Here is a 14,048-nt window from a genome sequence, read left to right as displayed (position 1 = left end):
TCATAGCGTTATGAGTTATAACGGCGTGCAAATTCGGGTACGCGGCAAAGTCCAGGGGGTGGGTTTCCGCCCCTTCGTCTGGCAGATTGCCCAACAACAGCATCTCAGAGGCGATGTGTGCAATGACGGTGCCGGCGTGCTGGTCCGTCTGCTGGGCGAGAGCGCCGGATTTATTGCCACGCTTACCCGGGATTGCCCGCCGCTGGCGCGTATTGATGAAACGGATATCCAGCCGATGAGCTGGGATGTCATCCCTGCTGATTTTACTATCCGCCACAGCGCCGCGGGCAGCATGAGCACCCAAATCGTGCCTGATGCCGCGACCTGTCCGGCCTGCCTGGCAGAGATGAACGACCCGCAGGAGCGCCGTTACCGCTATCCGTTTATTAACTGCACCCACTGTGGACCCCGCTTCACTATCATTCACGCCATGCCGTACGATCGTCCATTTACGGCAATGGCCGCATTTCCTCTTTGTTCACACTGCGATGCAGAATACCGTAATCCGTCCGATCGACGATTCCATGCCCAGCCGGTAGCCTGCGCGGTCTGTGGCCCTGCGCTGACGTGGATCAGCGGTGAAGAGACGGCAAAAGAAGAATCTGCCCTGTCGGCAGCGGTTGTGCAGCTGGCGTGCGGCGGAATTATCGCTATTAAAGGTCTTGGCGGTTTTCATCTCGCCTGCGATGCGCGCCGTCAGGATGCGGTAGCGCGTCTGCGCGAGCGCAAGCAGCGCCCGACGAAGCCACTGGCTGTAATGCTTGCATCACTTAATGGACTGCCTCTGCCAGCACGGGCGCTGCTTAGCACTCCTGCTGCACCGGTGGTGCTGGTGGATAAATCATGCGTGCCCGATTTATGCGTCGGAATTGCGCCAGGCCTGAGTGAAGTCGGCGTCATGCTGCCCGCAACGCCGTTGCACCATCTGCTGATGCAGATGTTTGCAGGGCCGCTGGTCATGACTTCCGGCAATCTGAGCGGCAGGCCACCGGCAATAACCAATGCGCAGGCTCGGGACGATCTACAGGCGATTGCCGACGGTTTTTTGCTGCACAACCGCGATATTGTGCAGCGAATGGATGATTCGGTTATCCGCCAGAGCGGCGAAATGCTGCGTCGCTCGCGGGGCTATGTCCCGGATGCGCTGGCCCTGCCGCCAGGTTTTGATGCTGTTCCTCCGATGCTGTGCCTGGGGGCCGATCTGAAAAATACGTTCTGTCTGGTGCGCGGTAATCAGGCGGTACTGAGCCAGCATTTTGGCGATCTGAGTGACGACGGTATTCAGGCGCAATGGCAGACATCCCTGCAAATGATGCTGGCGATATACGATTTTACGCCACAGCAGGTGGTCATTGATGCCCATCCGGCCTATCACAGCGCGCAGTGGGCAGGTTCAATGGGGTTACCTGTGCAAACCGTGCTGCATCATCACGCTCACGCCGCCGCTTGTCTGGCTGAACACGGCTGGCCGCTGAACGGTGGCGATGTCATCGCGCTGACGCTCGACGGAATTGGTATGGGGGAGGGCAGGGCGCTTTGGGGCGGTGAATGTTTACGGGTCAACTACCGGGAATGTGAACACCTCGGTGGACTGCCTGCGGTCGCGCTGCCCGGCGGCGACCTGGCCGCGCGGCAGCCGTGGCGGAACTTGCTGGCACAGTGCCTGGCGTTTGTGCCGCACTGGGAGCAGTATCCGGAAACGGCAACCGTGCAGGCGCAAAACTGGCCGCTGCTGGCGAAAGCGATTGCACGCGGAATTAATGCGCCGCTGGCCTCCTCGTGCGGACGGTTATTTGATGCAGTAGCTGCGGCCGCAGGCATTACGCTCGCCTCAAATGCGCTGAGCTATGAGGGTGAAGCCGCCTGCCTGCTGGAAGCTCTGGCGGCAACCAGCGATGAGATCCCGCATCCGGTGACCATGCCGGTAGTCGAGAATCAGCTCGATCTGGCAACCTTCTGGAAGCAGTGGTTACAGTGGCAAGCCCCGCCTGCACAGCGCGCCTGGGCCTTTCATGATGCGCTGGCGGCAGGATGTGCCGCACTGATGCGTGAGCAGGCACAACCGCGGGGGATCGCTACTCTGGTCTTTAGCGGTGGTGTACTGCATAACCAGGTGCTGTGTCAGCGGCTTCGTTATTATCTTGCTGACTTTACACTCCTTTTTCCGCAACAATTCCCGGCCGGGGATGGCGGTATCGCGCTGGGGCAGGCCGTAATAGCCGCTGCGCGGAAGATGTAAATCGTCGGGGGGATCAGATGTACTTGTATTCGGTGTTTTCGTCTCCCCCTCATCCCCCACTCTGTATCTACACCGTCAACGCTTTTAACAGCGTAAACGCCTCTTTCATCCGATCCTCGCTCACCACAAACGCCCGCAGTGTTTCACTGGCATCTATTCCTTTTGCCACCATTCCCCGATCGTCAACAATGATATGCCAGTGTAGATCTTCACGGTGTGTTTCACCCGCCAGATGCAGTGGTAGATCGGGCGTTTTCACCTTCACCAGCATCGCCGGAAGTTTAAGCTCACCGCCATTCGTCAGCAGCGTTTTCGCAAGACACATGGCGCTTAACATAATCGGCTGCAGGAACGGCAGGACCATGCCGTTGATCTCCGCGCAGTCTCCCAGCGCAAAGATATGCGGGTCGCTGGTTTGCAGCGCCGTATTGACGACGATCCCCCGGTTAATCATAACCCCGGCGCGTCGGGCGAGGGTGGTTTGTGGACGCAGGCCCGTTGCCGCGACGACGGCGTCCACCTCAATAACCCGCTGGCGGTCAAGCGTGACGCGTATCCCCCCCGTTGTTTGCTCCAGCGAAACGAGTTGTGATTTGAGCAGCAGATGCACCCCGTTTTCCGTCAGCCGATGTTGCAGGCGGCTGCTTACCTCCGGCGGCATCAGGGACGCCAGAATACTGGCGGCATTATCAATAAGCGTGACGGCTTTACCCGCGCGGCAAAAATCCATTGCCAGCTCGCTGCCAATCAGACCGCTGCCGACAATCAGTACCCGTTGGGCATCGTGCAGCACAGGCTGTGCGGCGCGATATTCCTGCTGGCTATTAAGCGTTAGCATATGCTCATAACCCGCAACCGGCGGCACAAAAGCGCTGGCACCGGTCGCCAGCACCAGCTTGTCATACGACCACTGACCCGACTGACTTAATACCGTGCGGCTGTCAGCGTTAATATCCGTGATCCGGGTATGCGGAAACAGGCGCAGATTATACTGCTCCGCAAACTCGCCCGCGGTTTGCAACGTGAGGTCATCGGCATATAGCCCCCGGCTGATCACGTGGCTGAGATCCGGCTTGTTGTACTCATCCATACTGTCAGCCGCAATCAGCGTCAACGACACGCTGGCATCCTGCTTACGGATGTTTTTCACCAGCTGGCGGGCGGCAAAGCCAGATCCAATGATGACGATCCCGTGATTCATACCGCCTCCATCGCCAGCACGTCGAACACCTCTTTGCCAAGGGAGCACTCCGGACAGAGGAAGTCTTGCGGAACATCGCTCCACGCTGTCCCGGGAGCAACATTTTGCATCGGCTCTCCGGTCCGCGGATCGTAAATCCACTGACACACGCTGCACTGCATACACGGCCCTAAATCGGCTGGCGCAGCGACGGCGGGTTGGACAGGCGCGGCCGCAGGTTTGGTTTTCGTTTCTGGCAGCGGTGTCAGCGCCCACTGACGAGCAATGTCGCGCCCGTGCTGGCGGCAAATTTCCAGCGCGTCGATATCCGGACGCCATTTGGCTTTCAGGCTAACCGACATTTCAAGTCCGGCATCCTGCAAACGCGTCGAGAGGCGATCGACCGCGCCGCCGCTCCAGCCGTGAGAGCCAAACGCGCTGGCGCGCTTGTTACGAAAACGCAGACCGGTGATCTCCTCGACCAGACCGGCGATTTTCGGCATCATGACGTTATTCATGGTGGAGGTCCCCACCAGCACACCTTTCGAGCGGAAGACATTGGTCAGAATGTCATTTTTATCGCTGCGGGCGACGTTAAAAATCTTCACCGCCACGCGCGGGTCAACTTCATTAATCCCCTGGGCGATGGCGTCTGCCATCATGCGGGTGTTATTCGACATGGTATCGTAGAAAATCGTGATCCGATCTTCCTGATAATCTGCCGCCCATTGCAGATACAGTTCGACGATTTGCGTTGGGTTATCGCGCCAGACCACCCCATGCGAGGTGGCAATCATGTCGACCGGCAGGTTAAAGCCTAAAATCTCCGTAATTTTTGGCGTCACCAGACGGCTGAACGGCGTCAGGATATTGGCATAGTAGCGCTGGCACTGTTCAAACAGTTCGCCCTGATCCACCTCATCGTTAAACAGACGTTCGTCACAATAATGCTGGCCAAAAGCGTCATTACTGAACAGCACAGCGTCGCCGGTCATATAGGTCATCATGCTGTCCGGCCAGTGCAGCATTGGTGTTTCAACAAAGATAAGCTGTTTACCGTTGCCAATATCCAGCGCCTCACCGGTCTTTACTACATTGAAATTCCATTCCGGATGATGATGGTGGCCGTTAATAGAATCGATGGCATTGGCAGTACAGTAAATTGGCGTGTCCGGAATATAAGACATGAGTTCAGTTAGCGCCCCGGCGTGATCTTCTTCGGCATGGTTAATCACGATATAGTCGATTTTTGCCAGATCGATCTCTGCTCGCAGGTTCTGCACAAATTCCCGGCTGAATTTATGATCGACGGTATCAATTAGCACGTTTTTGCCTTCCTGGATCAGGTAGCTGTTATAACTGCTGCCGCGTAGCGTTTTGTATTCTGTACCGTGAAAATCACGCACTTCCCAGTCGCGTTGCCCAACCCACTGAATATTATTTTTTACCTGAATAGCCATAACAACCTCTAACGTAAGCAAAATATGTAGAAACGATGTATAGCTATTATCAATAAGCGTGCCAGTTTTTAATTTATTGTTTTAAAAGGATAAATTATTTATGCCTTGTGTTGATGGTGTCAAAATGACTATTATCAGGACAGTCAATATGACACTGACAATAGTCAAAAAGACAATGAGGCAACATGGGCTTTTCTGTTGAGGTACTGGCGAAAATTGCCATTGAGCTACAGCGAGATATCGGACATCAGGATCGCTTTGCCAGAGTGATCGCGACACTACGCCAGGCATTAGGATGCGATGCCTCTGCCCTGCTGCGCTACGAGGCGCATCAGTTTATTCCGCTGGCAATCGACGGTCTGGCGCCGGATGTGCCTGGACGACGCTTTGCGCTGGCCGAACATCCGCGTTTGGAAGCGATTGCCCGGGCGGGTGACGTGGTGCGATTCCCGGCTGACAGCACGCTTCCGGACCCGTACGACGGGCTGATCCCCGGCCAGGAAAGCCTGAAAGTTCACGCCTGCGTTGGCCTGCCGCTGTTTGCCGGACAAAACCTGATTGGGGCGCTAACGCTCGACGGCATGTCTGCCGACCGTTTTGATGCCTTTAGCGACGAAGAGTTACGTCTGATCGCCGCGCTGGTCGCCGGCGCGCTGAATAATGCGCTGCTGATCGCCCAGCTTGAAAGCCAGAACATATTACCGGGCGAAACGCGCGGCTACGGGCAGACGGCGGGGCAGGAGATGATCGGCCTGTCTGAAAATATGGTGCAGCTAAAAAAAGAAATTTCCATTGTCGCCGCGTCCGATCTTAACGTATTGATCGGCGGAGAAACCGGTACCGGTAAGGAGCTGGTGGCAAAAGCTATCCATGAAGGATCGGCGCGGGCGGCCAGTCAACTGGTCTATCTTAACTGCGCGGCGCTGCCTGAAAGTGTGGCAGAAAGCGAGTTGTTTGGTCACGTAAAAGGCGCATTTACCGGGGCTATCAGTCATCGCAGCGGCAAATTTGAAATGGCCGATAATGGCACGCTGTTTCTTGATGAGATTGGTGAACTGTCGCTGGCGCTTCAGGCCAAGCTATTGCGCGTTCTTCAGTACGGCGATATCCAGCGCGTGGGCGACGATCGCAGTCTGCGGGTAGACGTCCGCGTGCTGGCCGCCACCAATCGCGACCTGCGTGAGGAAGTGCTTGCCGGGCGTTTTCGTGCCGATCTGTTTCACCGTCTTAGCGTTTTCCCCCTCTCTGTTCCGCCACTGCGGGACAGAGGTGACGATGTGATTTTGCTGGCGGGTTATTTTTGTGAACAGTGTCGCGTGCGGCTCGGGCTGTCGCGCGTGGTTCTAAGCCCTGGCGCAAGGGCACATTTGTTGAGCTACGCCTGGCCGGGTAACGTGCGCGAACTAGAACACGCTATACACCGGGCGGTGGTGCTGGCCCGGGCGACGCGCAGTGGAGATGAAGTTGTGCTTGATGCGCCGCACTTTGCCCTGCACGATGACACGTCGGTACCCGTTACCGCGCCTGTTCAACCTTTGCCCACAAATACCTCTCTGCGCGAGGCAACCGAGCATTTTCAGCGGCAACTGATTACCCGTACGCTGGCACAAAGTGACGGCAAATGGGCCGCCAGCGCCAGGCTGCTCGGCACCGATGTGGCTAATTTACACCGTCTGGCGAAGCGTCTGGGGTTGAAGACATAGCGGATGCCAGCGGATGGAAGACTTTTTATATGCTTCCTTGAGGGCTGGCAGATGTTTTACCATACTTGCCTCTGCTCAAATTCATTGAATGGAACTCCCATGCTTAAGCGTCGTTACCTGGCTTTACTTGCATTAGCTACTCTGCTTGCAGCCTGCAGCAGTAAACCGAAAACATCCGCCATGCCTTCTGAAACGGCGGCCCCGTCCGGCGGTTTCCTGCTGGAGCCTCAGCACAACGTGATGATGCTCAGCGGCGATTTTGCCAATAACCCGGCGGCAGAGCAGTTCATTGATAAAATGGTGAGCAAGCATGGCTTTAACAAGCAGCAGCTCCAGGAGATCCTGTCCCAGGCCGAGCGCAAAGATAACGTTCTGCGTTTGATGGACCGGCAGGCCCCAACCACCTCCACACTACCGAGTGGACCAAACGGCGCGTGGCTACGCTATCGTCAGCAGTTTATTACTCCGGATAACGTGCAAAATGGCGTGGCGTTCTGGAACCAGTATCAGGATGCGCTGAATCGCGCCTGGCAGGTTTATGGCGTGCCGCCGGAAATTATTGTTGGCATCATCGGCGTCGAAACGCGCTGGGGTCGGGTGATGGGTAAAACCCGTATTCTGGATGCGCTGGCGACGCTGTCGTTTAACTATCCACGCCGCGCCGAGTACTTTTCCGGCGAACTGGAAACCTTCCTCCTGATGGCCCGCGACGAGCAGGATGACCCGCTGGAGTTGCGCGGTTCATTTGCGGGTGCAATGGGCTACGGTCAATTTATGCCGTCCTCATATAAACAATATGCGGTCGATTTTAATGGTGATGGACACGTTAATCTGTGGGATCCGGAAGACGCTATTGGCAGCGTGGCAAACTATTTTAAAGAACACGGCTGGGTGAAAGGTGGTCTGGTTGCTGTTGAGGCTAATGGTCAGGCCGTAGGCCTGGAAAGCGGCTTTAATAAGAAGTACAGCTTAGGACAGCTGGCAGCAGCCGGACTGACTCCTGTGCAGCCGCTGGGCGATTACCAGCAGGCCAGTCTTCTGCGTCTGGATATCGGCACCCGCTACCAGTACTGGTATGGTTTACCTAACTTCTACACCATCACCCGTTATAACCACAGCACCAACTACGCGATGGCCGTCTGGCAGCTGGGTGAAGCCGTGGCGCTGGCGCGCGTACAGTAAGCCCACCCGGCGAGGCTGACCATCGTTACCCGTTGTGGCGTGTAATGGTCAGCCCCGGCGGGCTTTTTTTTTCTGAATCTGACTCGTAAAATCACGGCGCCGCCCCCATCTATTCGTGGAAAGTGCTATCTTGATGTCCATTCTTTTCACTATTGCGAGGCGCAGATGACCGATCGCGAATTAATGCAATTAAGTGAGCAGCTAGGGCAGGCGCTCAACGCGCGCGGGGCGACGGTAACTACGGCTGAATCCTGCACTGGCGGCTGGGTGGCAAAGGTGATTACCGACGTTGCCGGCAGTTCTGCCTGGTTCGAGCGCAGCTTTATCACCTACAGTAATGAAGCCAAAGCACAAATGATCGGCGTAAAGTCTGCCACACTTGAACAGCATGGTGCTGTTAGCGAACCGGTGGTGGTCGAAATGGCAATAGGTGCCCTGCGTGCGGCGCGTGCCGATTACGCCATTTCCGTCAGTGGCATCGCCGGACCGGATGGCGGCAGTGACGCAAAACCGGTCGGTACAGTATGGTTTGGCTTTGCCAGCGCGCGCGGAGAAGGTATTACCCGACGCGAATGTTTTGCCGGCGATCGCGAGGCGGTGCGGCGTCAGGCCACGGCGTACGCGCTAAAAACCCTGTGGCAAAATTTTCTACAAAACACTTGATACTGTATAGTTATACAGTATAATTAGCGCAACAAAACAGTAATCTCCGGCGTGGTGTAAACCAGCTTCACCCGGCATGACAGGAGTAATAATGGCTATCGACGAAAACAAACAGAAAGCGTTGGCGGCAGCACTGGGCCAGATTGAAAAGCAATTCGGCAAAGGCTCAATCATGCGCCTGGGTGAAGACCGTTCCATGGATGTAGAAACTATTTCTACGGGTTCGCTTTCACTGGATATCGCGCTGGGTGCGGGTGGCCTGCCAATGGGGCGTGTCGTAGAAATCTACGGCCCGGAGTCCTCAGGTAAAACTACGCTGACCCTGCAGGTTGTTGCGGCTGCACAGCGTGAAGGCAAGACCTGTGCGTTTATCGATGCAGAACACGCGCTGGACCCTGTATACGCACGCAAACTTGGCGTAGACATTGACAATCTGCTCTGCTCTCAGCCAGATACGGGCGAGCAGGCGCTGGAGATTTGTGACGCGCTGGCACGTTCTGGTGCAGTAGACGTTATCGTTGTCGACTCCGTTGCGGCACTGACGCCGAAAGCAGAAATCGAAGGCGAAATCGGTGACTCTCACATGGGCCTCGCGGCGCGTATGATGAGCCAGGCGATGCGTAAGCTGGCCGGTAACCTGAAGCAGTCTAATACGCTGCTGATCTTCATCAACCAGATCCGTATGAAAATTGGTGTGATGTTTGGTAACCCGGAAACCACCACCGGTGGTAACGCGCTGAAATTCTATGCTTCTGTACGTCTGGATATCCGCCGTATCGGTGCGGTGAAAGATGGTGAAAACGTAGTGGGTAGCGAAACGCGCGTTAAAGTCGTGAAAAACAAAATCGCTGCGCCATTTAAACAGGCTGAATTCCAGATCCTTTATGGAGAAGGCATCAACTATCACGGCGAACTGGTCGATCTTGGCGTGAAAGAGAAGCTGATCGAGAAAGCGGGTGCATGGTATAGCTATAACGGTGACAAAATTGGTCAGGGTAAAGCAAACGCCATTACCTGGCTGAAAGAGAACCCGGCTGCTGCGAAAGAAATTGAGAAGAAAGTACGTGAGCTTCTGCTCAGCAACCCGAATGACAAGCCGGACTTCGTTATTGATCCTAACGACGAAAATGCGGCTGATGCGAAAGAAGATTTTTAATCTTTCGGTAAAGCAGGGGCTGTGCGCAACATGGCATTCTCCTGCAAATCAGTTAACATCAACGGATGTTAATCACTTAAGGGCTGCTTAATGCGGCCCTTTTGCTATTTCAATGCCAGCAGGGTCTGAGATGACAGAGAATAGTTCCCGCCGCTCTGCGTATTCGCGCCTTCTTGACCGCGCGGTACGCATTCTTGCTATGCGCGACCACAGCGAACTTGAGCTACGTCGTAAGCTGGCTGCACCTGTCGTCAGCAAAAAAGGGATTGAGCCTTCAGAGGCTACGCCTGAAGATGTCGATCGCGTTGTCGCGTGGTGTTGCGAAAACCACTATCTCGATGATGGTCGCTTTGTGCAGCAGTTTATTGCCAGCCGCAGTCGCAAAGGATATGGTCCGGCCCGGATCCGCCAGGAGCTTAATCAGAAGGGCATTCCTCGCGAAATGGGAGAGCGGGCAATGCGCGAATGTGAAATTGACTGGGCCGGTCTGGCAAAAGATCAGGCTATACGTAAATATGGTGAGCCATTGCCCACTGAATTTGCGCAAAAAGTAAAAATTCAGCGCTTTTTGCTTTATCGTGGCTATCTGATGGAAGATATTCAGGATATCTGGCGAAATTTTTCCGATTGACCGCATCCGGGATTTTACTTCCCCGTCAAGAAAACTTATCTTATTCCCACTTTTTTCAGTAGCTGGCGTGAATGCCTATCACCGCGTTTGCGGGCTACCATACTCATTAGCTTGATTTCAGGATAATTATGAGCAAGAGCACCGCTGAGATCCGTCAGGCGTTTCTCGATTTTTTCCATGGTAAGGGACATCAGGTCGTTGCGAGCAGCTCCCTGGTTCCTCATAACGACCCGACGCTGCTATTCACCAACGCCGGGATGAACCAGTTCAAGGATGTTTTCCTTGGACTCGACAAACGTAACTACTCTCGTGCCACGACATCTCAGCGTTGCGTGCGTGCGGGTGGTAAGCATAACGATCTGGAAAACGTCGGTTACACTGCGCGCCACCATACTTTCTTCGAAATGCTGGGTAACTTCAGCTTCGGTGATTACTTCAAACACGATGCTATTCAATATGCATGGGAACTGCTGACCGGTGAAAACTGGTTTGCTCTGCCAAAAGAGCGTCTGTGGGTGACCGTTTACGAAACCGATGACGAAGCATATGCCATCTGGGAAAAAGAGGTCGGTATCCCGGCCGAGCGCATTATTCGTATCGGAGATAATAAAGGCGCACCGTACGCTTCTGATAACTTCTGGCAGATGGGCGATACCGGTCCTTGCGGTCCGTGTACTGAAATCTTCTACGATCACGGCGACCATATCTGGGGCGGACCTCCGGGAAGTCCGGAAGAGGACGGCGATCGCTATATTGAGATCTGGAATATCGTCTTTATGCAGTTCAATCGCCAGGCTGACGGCACGATGGAGCCGCTGCCGAAACCGTCTGTTGATACCGGTATGGGCCTGGAACGTATTACTGCGGTAATGCAGCACGTCAATTCTAACTATGAAATTGACCTTTTCCGTCGCCTGATCGAAGCGGTTGCGCGCGTGACGGGTGCGACCGATCTGAGCAACAAATCGCTGCGCGTAATTGCCGATCATATTCGTTCCTGTGCTTTCCTGATTGCAGACGGCGTTGTTCCATCGAATGAAAACCGCGGTTACGTTCTGCGTCGTATCATTCGTCGCGCCGTTCGTCACGGTAATATGCTCGGCGCGAAAGAAACCTTCTTCTATAAGCTGGTTGGGCCGCTGATTGAAGTAATGGGTGCCGCCGGTGAAGAGCTGAAAACTCAGCAGGCTCAGGTTGAGCAGATCCTGAAAACGGAAGAAGAGCAGTTTGCCCGTACGCTTGAACGCGGACTGGCGCTGCTTGATGAAGAACTGACAACGCTTACGGGCGACACCCTGGACGGCGAAACCGCTTTCCGCTTGTATGACACCTACGGTTTTCCGGTTGACCTGACGGCAGACGTTTGCCGCGAGCGTAATATCAAGGTCGATGAAGAAGGCTTTGAAGCGGCAATGGAAGCGCAGCGCCGTCGCGCGCGTGAATCCAGCGGCTTTGGTGCAGACTATAACGCTATGATCCGCGTTGACGGCACTTCCGAGTTTAAAGGCTACGAGCAGCTGGAACTGAACGGCAAGGTTACAGCACTGTTTGTTGATGGCAAGGCGACAGAGGCTATTAGCGCCGGTCAACAGGCTGTCGTAATTCTCGACGAGACGCCGTTCTACGGTGAGTCAGGCGGCCAGGTCGGTGATAAAGGCGAGCTGAAAGGAACCGGCTTTAGCTTCGCTGTTGACGATACTCAGAAGTATGGTCAGGCGATTGGCCACGTCGGTACGCTGACCAACGGCTCACTAAAAGTGGGCGATGCTGTCCAGGCAGACGTTGATGAAGCGCGTCGCGCACGTATCCGTCGTAATCACTCAGCAACGCACTTGATGCATGCCGCCCTGCGCCAGATTCTGGGGACGCACGTGGCGCAGAAAGGTTCACTGGTAAACGATAAACTGCTGCGCTTCGACTTCTCCCATTCTGAAGCCATGAAAGCGTCAGAAATTCGTGCCGTCGAAGATCTGGTGAACGAGCAGATCCGCCGCAACCTGCCTATCGAAACGAATATCATGGATCTCGATGCCGCGCGCGAAAAAGGTGCTATGGCGCTGTTTGGTGAGAAATACGACGAGCGCGTACGCGTGCTGAGCATGGGTGATTTTTCAACCGAGCTGTGTGGCGGTACACATGCCAGCCGTACCGGCGATATTGGCTTGTTCCGCATCGTGTCTGAATCCGGCACGGCGGCAGGCGTACGTCGTATTGAAGCCATCACCGGCGACGGTGCGATTGCGGCGCTGCATGCGGACCGCGACCAGTTAAGCGACATTGCTCAGGTGCTGAAAGGGGATAGTCATAACCTGAGTGACAAAGTGCGCGCCGTGCTGGAACGTACTCGTCAGCTGGAAAAAGAGTTGCAGCAGCTTAAAGAGCAGGCTGCCGCTCAGGAGAGCGCGAGTCTCTCCAGTAAAGCAGAAGATATTAACGGCGTTAAACTGCTGGTCAGTGAACTGGTCGGCGTTGAGCCTAAAATGCTGCGTACAATGGTTGACGATCTTAAAAATCAGTTAGGCTCGACCATCGTAGTGCTGGCAACCGTTGCCGAAGGTAAGGTTTCTCTGATTGCTGGCGTTTCAAAAGATGTCACCGATCGCGTGAAAGCCGGGGAACTGGTTGGGATGGTTGCTCAGCAGGTTGGCGGTAAAGGCGGCGGGCGTCCAGATATGGCGCAAGCTGGCGGTACCGACGCGGCGGCTTTGCCTGCCGCACTGGCCAGCGTTAAAAGCTGGGTAAGTACAAAACTGTAATAACTTTAAACAGTTGCGAACGTTATTCTTTAGCGGAATGCGTTCTGCAACTGTACTATTGCTGTCCAGACTGAACGGATTGCAGTACGATGAGAATACAATGAATTCCAGATCCCCGGCCTGCCCGGTCTCTGGAGCGAGTGCTAACATCGAACCTGCCGCCTTTATCGGGATGGTTTTATAACGATAAAGTCAGGGTGAAGTTGTGTATATCGGCTAAACTTACATTTAACAGATTGTGATGCCGTGACTGCTTACACATTACGTGTTTGTCATCGCTTACTATTTGGCGTTATATGACGGATAATGCCGGGATACAGAGAGACCCGACTCTTATAATCTTTCAAGGAGCAAAGAATGCTGATTCTGACTCGTCGAGTTGGTGAAACCCTCATGATTGGGGATGAGGTCACCGTGACAGTTTTAGGGGTGAAGGGCAACCAGGTACGCATTGGCGTAAACGCCCCAAAAGAAGTTTCTGTTCACCGTGAAGAGATCTATCAGCGTATTCAGGCTGAAAAATCCCAGCAGTCCAGTTACTAACGTTTCGCGTCTCGCCCGAAGGCGAGGCGCGGCTCTTCACCGCCTCCCTTTTTTGTTGTTATATCCCCCCGGCTTTATACTTTTCCTCCGCTTTTCGCAAAATTTCCCTGGGCCTGCACATATCTTAGAGGGGCAATTTCCAGTCGAAAATTCATCCTTTTTGCCGTTTTTTACAACTAATTGTGTGTGAAATGTGCAAACGATAAAACCCTGGGAAAAATTGTTTGACTTATAAGTCCCAGAAAGTAATATGTGCGCCACGCAGCGACGATGAGCAGAAACAAGTTCTTCGAAGCACTCGTAAGAGGCGTATGGTGAGGTGGCCGAGAGGCTGAAGGCGCTCCCCTGCTAAGGGAGTATGCGGTCAAAAGCTGCATCCGGGGTTCGAATCCCCGCCTCACCGCCATTTGCATCCGTAGCTCAGCTGGATAGAGTACTCGGCTACGAACCGAGCGGTCGGAGGTTCGAATCCTCCCGGATGCACCATATCTCCTGTGCTGGTAGCGAGAACGATGTCACAGACACCGCGAATCTT

General features: G+C 54.6%; 10 protein-coding genes and 2 tRNA genes. 10 read left to right on the top strand and 2 right to left on the bottom strand.

The features are described from left to right. Positions 1-10: 10 nt before the first annotated feature. On the top strand, positions 11-2,239 hold the full coding sequence (gene hypF / locus AC791_RS00545) for a carbamoyltransferase HypF (protein ID WP_049838540.1): 2,229 nt from the start codon (positions 11-13) through the stop codon (positions 2,237-2,239). Positions 2,240-2,306: 67 nt separating this feature from the next. Here the strand turns inward: hypF and norW are convergent, their stop codons facing one another. Together norW and norV are read right to left on the bottom strand one after the other, a co-directional pair. Beyond that, positions 2,307-3,440, bottom strand: a complete 1,134-nt coding sequence (gene norW, locus AC791_RS00540; protein WP_049838539.1) for an NADH:flavorubredoxin reductase NorW — start codon at positions 3,438-3,440, stop codon at positions 2,307-2,309. Further along, a complete protein-coding gene (gene norV, locus AC791_RS00535; protein WP_049838538.1) occupies positions 3,437-4,879 on the bottom strand; it encodes an anaerobic nitric oxide reductase flavorubredoxin in 1,443 nt (480 codons plus the stop codon). The genes norW and norV overlap by 4 nt, the downstream gene beginning before the upstream one ends. A gap of 185 nt (positions 4,880-5,064) precedes the next feature. Between norV and norR the strand changes: the two genes are divergently transcribed. The 9 genes from norR to AC791_RS00490 all read left to right on the top strand — a co-directional run bounded on the left by norR (position 5,065) and on the right by AC791_RS00490 (position 13,999). Beyond that, positions 5,065-6,582, top strand: coding sequence for a nitric oxide reductase transcriptional regulator NorR (norR, locus tag AC791_RS00530; protein WP_049838537.1), 1,518 nt, complete (start codon positions 5,065-5,067; stop codon positions 6,580-6,582). Positions 6,583-6,681: 99 nt separating this feature from the next. Further along, positions 6,682-7,764 (top strand): lytic murein transglycosylase B, encoded by a 1,083-nt coding sequence (gene mltB / locus AC791_RS00525; protein WP_049838536.1) that lies wholly within the window; start codon positions 6,682-6,684, stop codon positions 7,762-7,764. Between the two features lie 165 nt (positions 7,765-7,929). Beyond that, entirely contained in the window at positions 7,930-8,427 is a 498-nt protein-coding gene (gene pncC / locus AC791_RS00520; protein ID WP_049838535.1) for a nicotinamide-nucleotide amidase, read from the top strand. Positions 8,428-8,518: 91 nt separating this feature from the next. Then, positions 8,519-9,583: a recombinase RecA gene (recA, locus tag AC791_RS00515; RefSeq protein WP_049838534.1), complete on the top strand. Its 1,065-nt coding sequence runs from the start codon at positions 8,519-8,521 to the stop codon at positions 9,581-9,583. Positions 9,584-9,713: 130 nt separating this feature from the next. Continuing rightward, positions 9,714-10,214, top strand: a complete 501-nt coding sequence (gene recX / locus AC791_RS00510) for a recombination regulator RecX (protein WP_049838533.1) — start codon at positions 9,714-9,716, stop codon at positions 10,212-10,214. Positions 10,215-10,342: 128 nt separating this feature from the next. Further along, positions 10,343-12,970: an alanine--tRNA ligase gene (gene alaS / locus AC791_RS00505; protein ID WP_049838532.1), complete on the top strand. Its 2,628-nt coding sequence runs from the start codon at positions 10,343-10,345 to the stop codon at positions 12,968-12,970. 357 nt (positions 12,971-13,327) lie between these two features. After that, positions 13,328-13,513, top strand: a complete 186-nt coding sequence (csrA, locus tag AC791_RS00500) for a carbon storage regulator CsrA (protein ID WP_000906486.1) — start codon at positions 13,328-13,330, stop codon at positions 13,511-13,513. 313 nt (positions 13,514-13,826) lie between these two features. Then, a tRNA-Ser gene (locus AC791_RS00495) sits at positions 13,827-13,919 on the top strand. A gap of 3 nt (positions 13,920-13,922) precedes the next feature. Then, a tRNA-Arg gene (locus tag AC791_RS00490) sits at positions 13,923-13,999 on the top strand. Positions 14,000-14,048 lie beyond the last annotated feature (49 nt).

This window comes from Klebsiella sp. RIT-PI-d, from assembly GCF_001187865.1.
Taxonomy (GTDB): Bacteria; Pseudomonadota; Gammaproteobacteria; order Enterobacterales; family Enterobacteriaceae; genus Superficieibacter.
This window is presented reverse-complemented; position numbering and strand designations above follow the sequence as displayed.

Excerpts from the sequence above, each read along its gene's own strand:
- norR (WP_049838537.1), top strand. The coding sequence starts at position 5,065 with ATGGGCTTTTCTGTTGAGGTACTGGCGAAAATTGCCATTGAGCTACAG.
- pncC (WP_049838535.1), top strand. The coding sequence starts at position 7,930 with ATGACCGATCGCGAATTAATGCAATTAAGTGAGCAGCTAGGGCAGGCG.
- alaS (WP_049838532.1), top strand. The coding sequence starts at position 10,343 with ATGAGCAAGAGCACCGCTGAGATCCGTCAGGCGTTTCTCGATTTTTTC.
- norV (WP_049838538.1), bottom strand. The coding sequence starts at position 4,879 with ATGGCTATTCAGGTAAAAAATAATATTCAGTGGGTTGGGCAACGCGAC.
- norW (WP_049838539.1), bottom strand. The coding sequence starts at position 3,440 with ATGAATCACGGGATCGTCATCATTGGATCTGGCTTTGCCGCCCGCCAG.
- recX (WP_049838533.1), top strand. The coding sequence starts at position 9,714 with ATGACAGAGAATAGTTCCCGCCGCTCTGCGTATTCGCGCCTTCTTGAC.
- recA (WP_049838534.1), top strand. The coding sequence starts at position 8,519 with ATGGCTATCGACGAAAACAAACAGAAAGCGTTGGCGGCAGCACTGGGC.
- mltB (WP_049838536.1), top strand. The coding sequence starts at position 6,682 with ATGCTTAAGCGTCGTTACCTGGCTTTACTTGCATTAGCTACTCTGCTT.
- hypF (WP_049838540.1), top strand. The coding sequence starts at position 11 with ATGAGTTATAACGGCGTGCAAATTCGGGTACGCGGCAAAGTCCAGGGG.
- csrA (WP_000906486.1), top strand. The coding sequence starts at position 13,328 with ATGCTGATTCTGACTCGTCGAGTTGGTGAAACCCTCATGATTGGGGAT.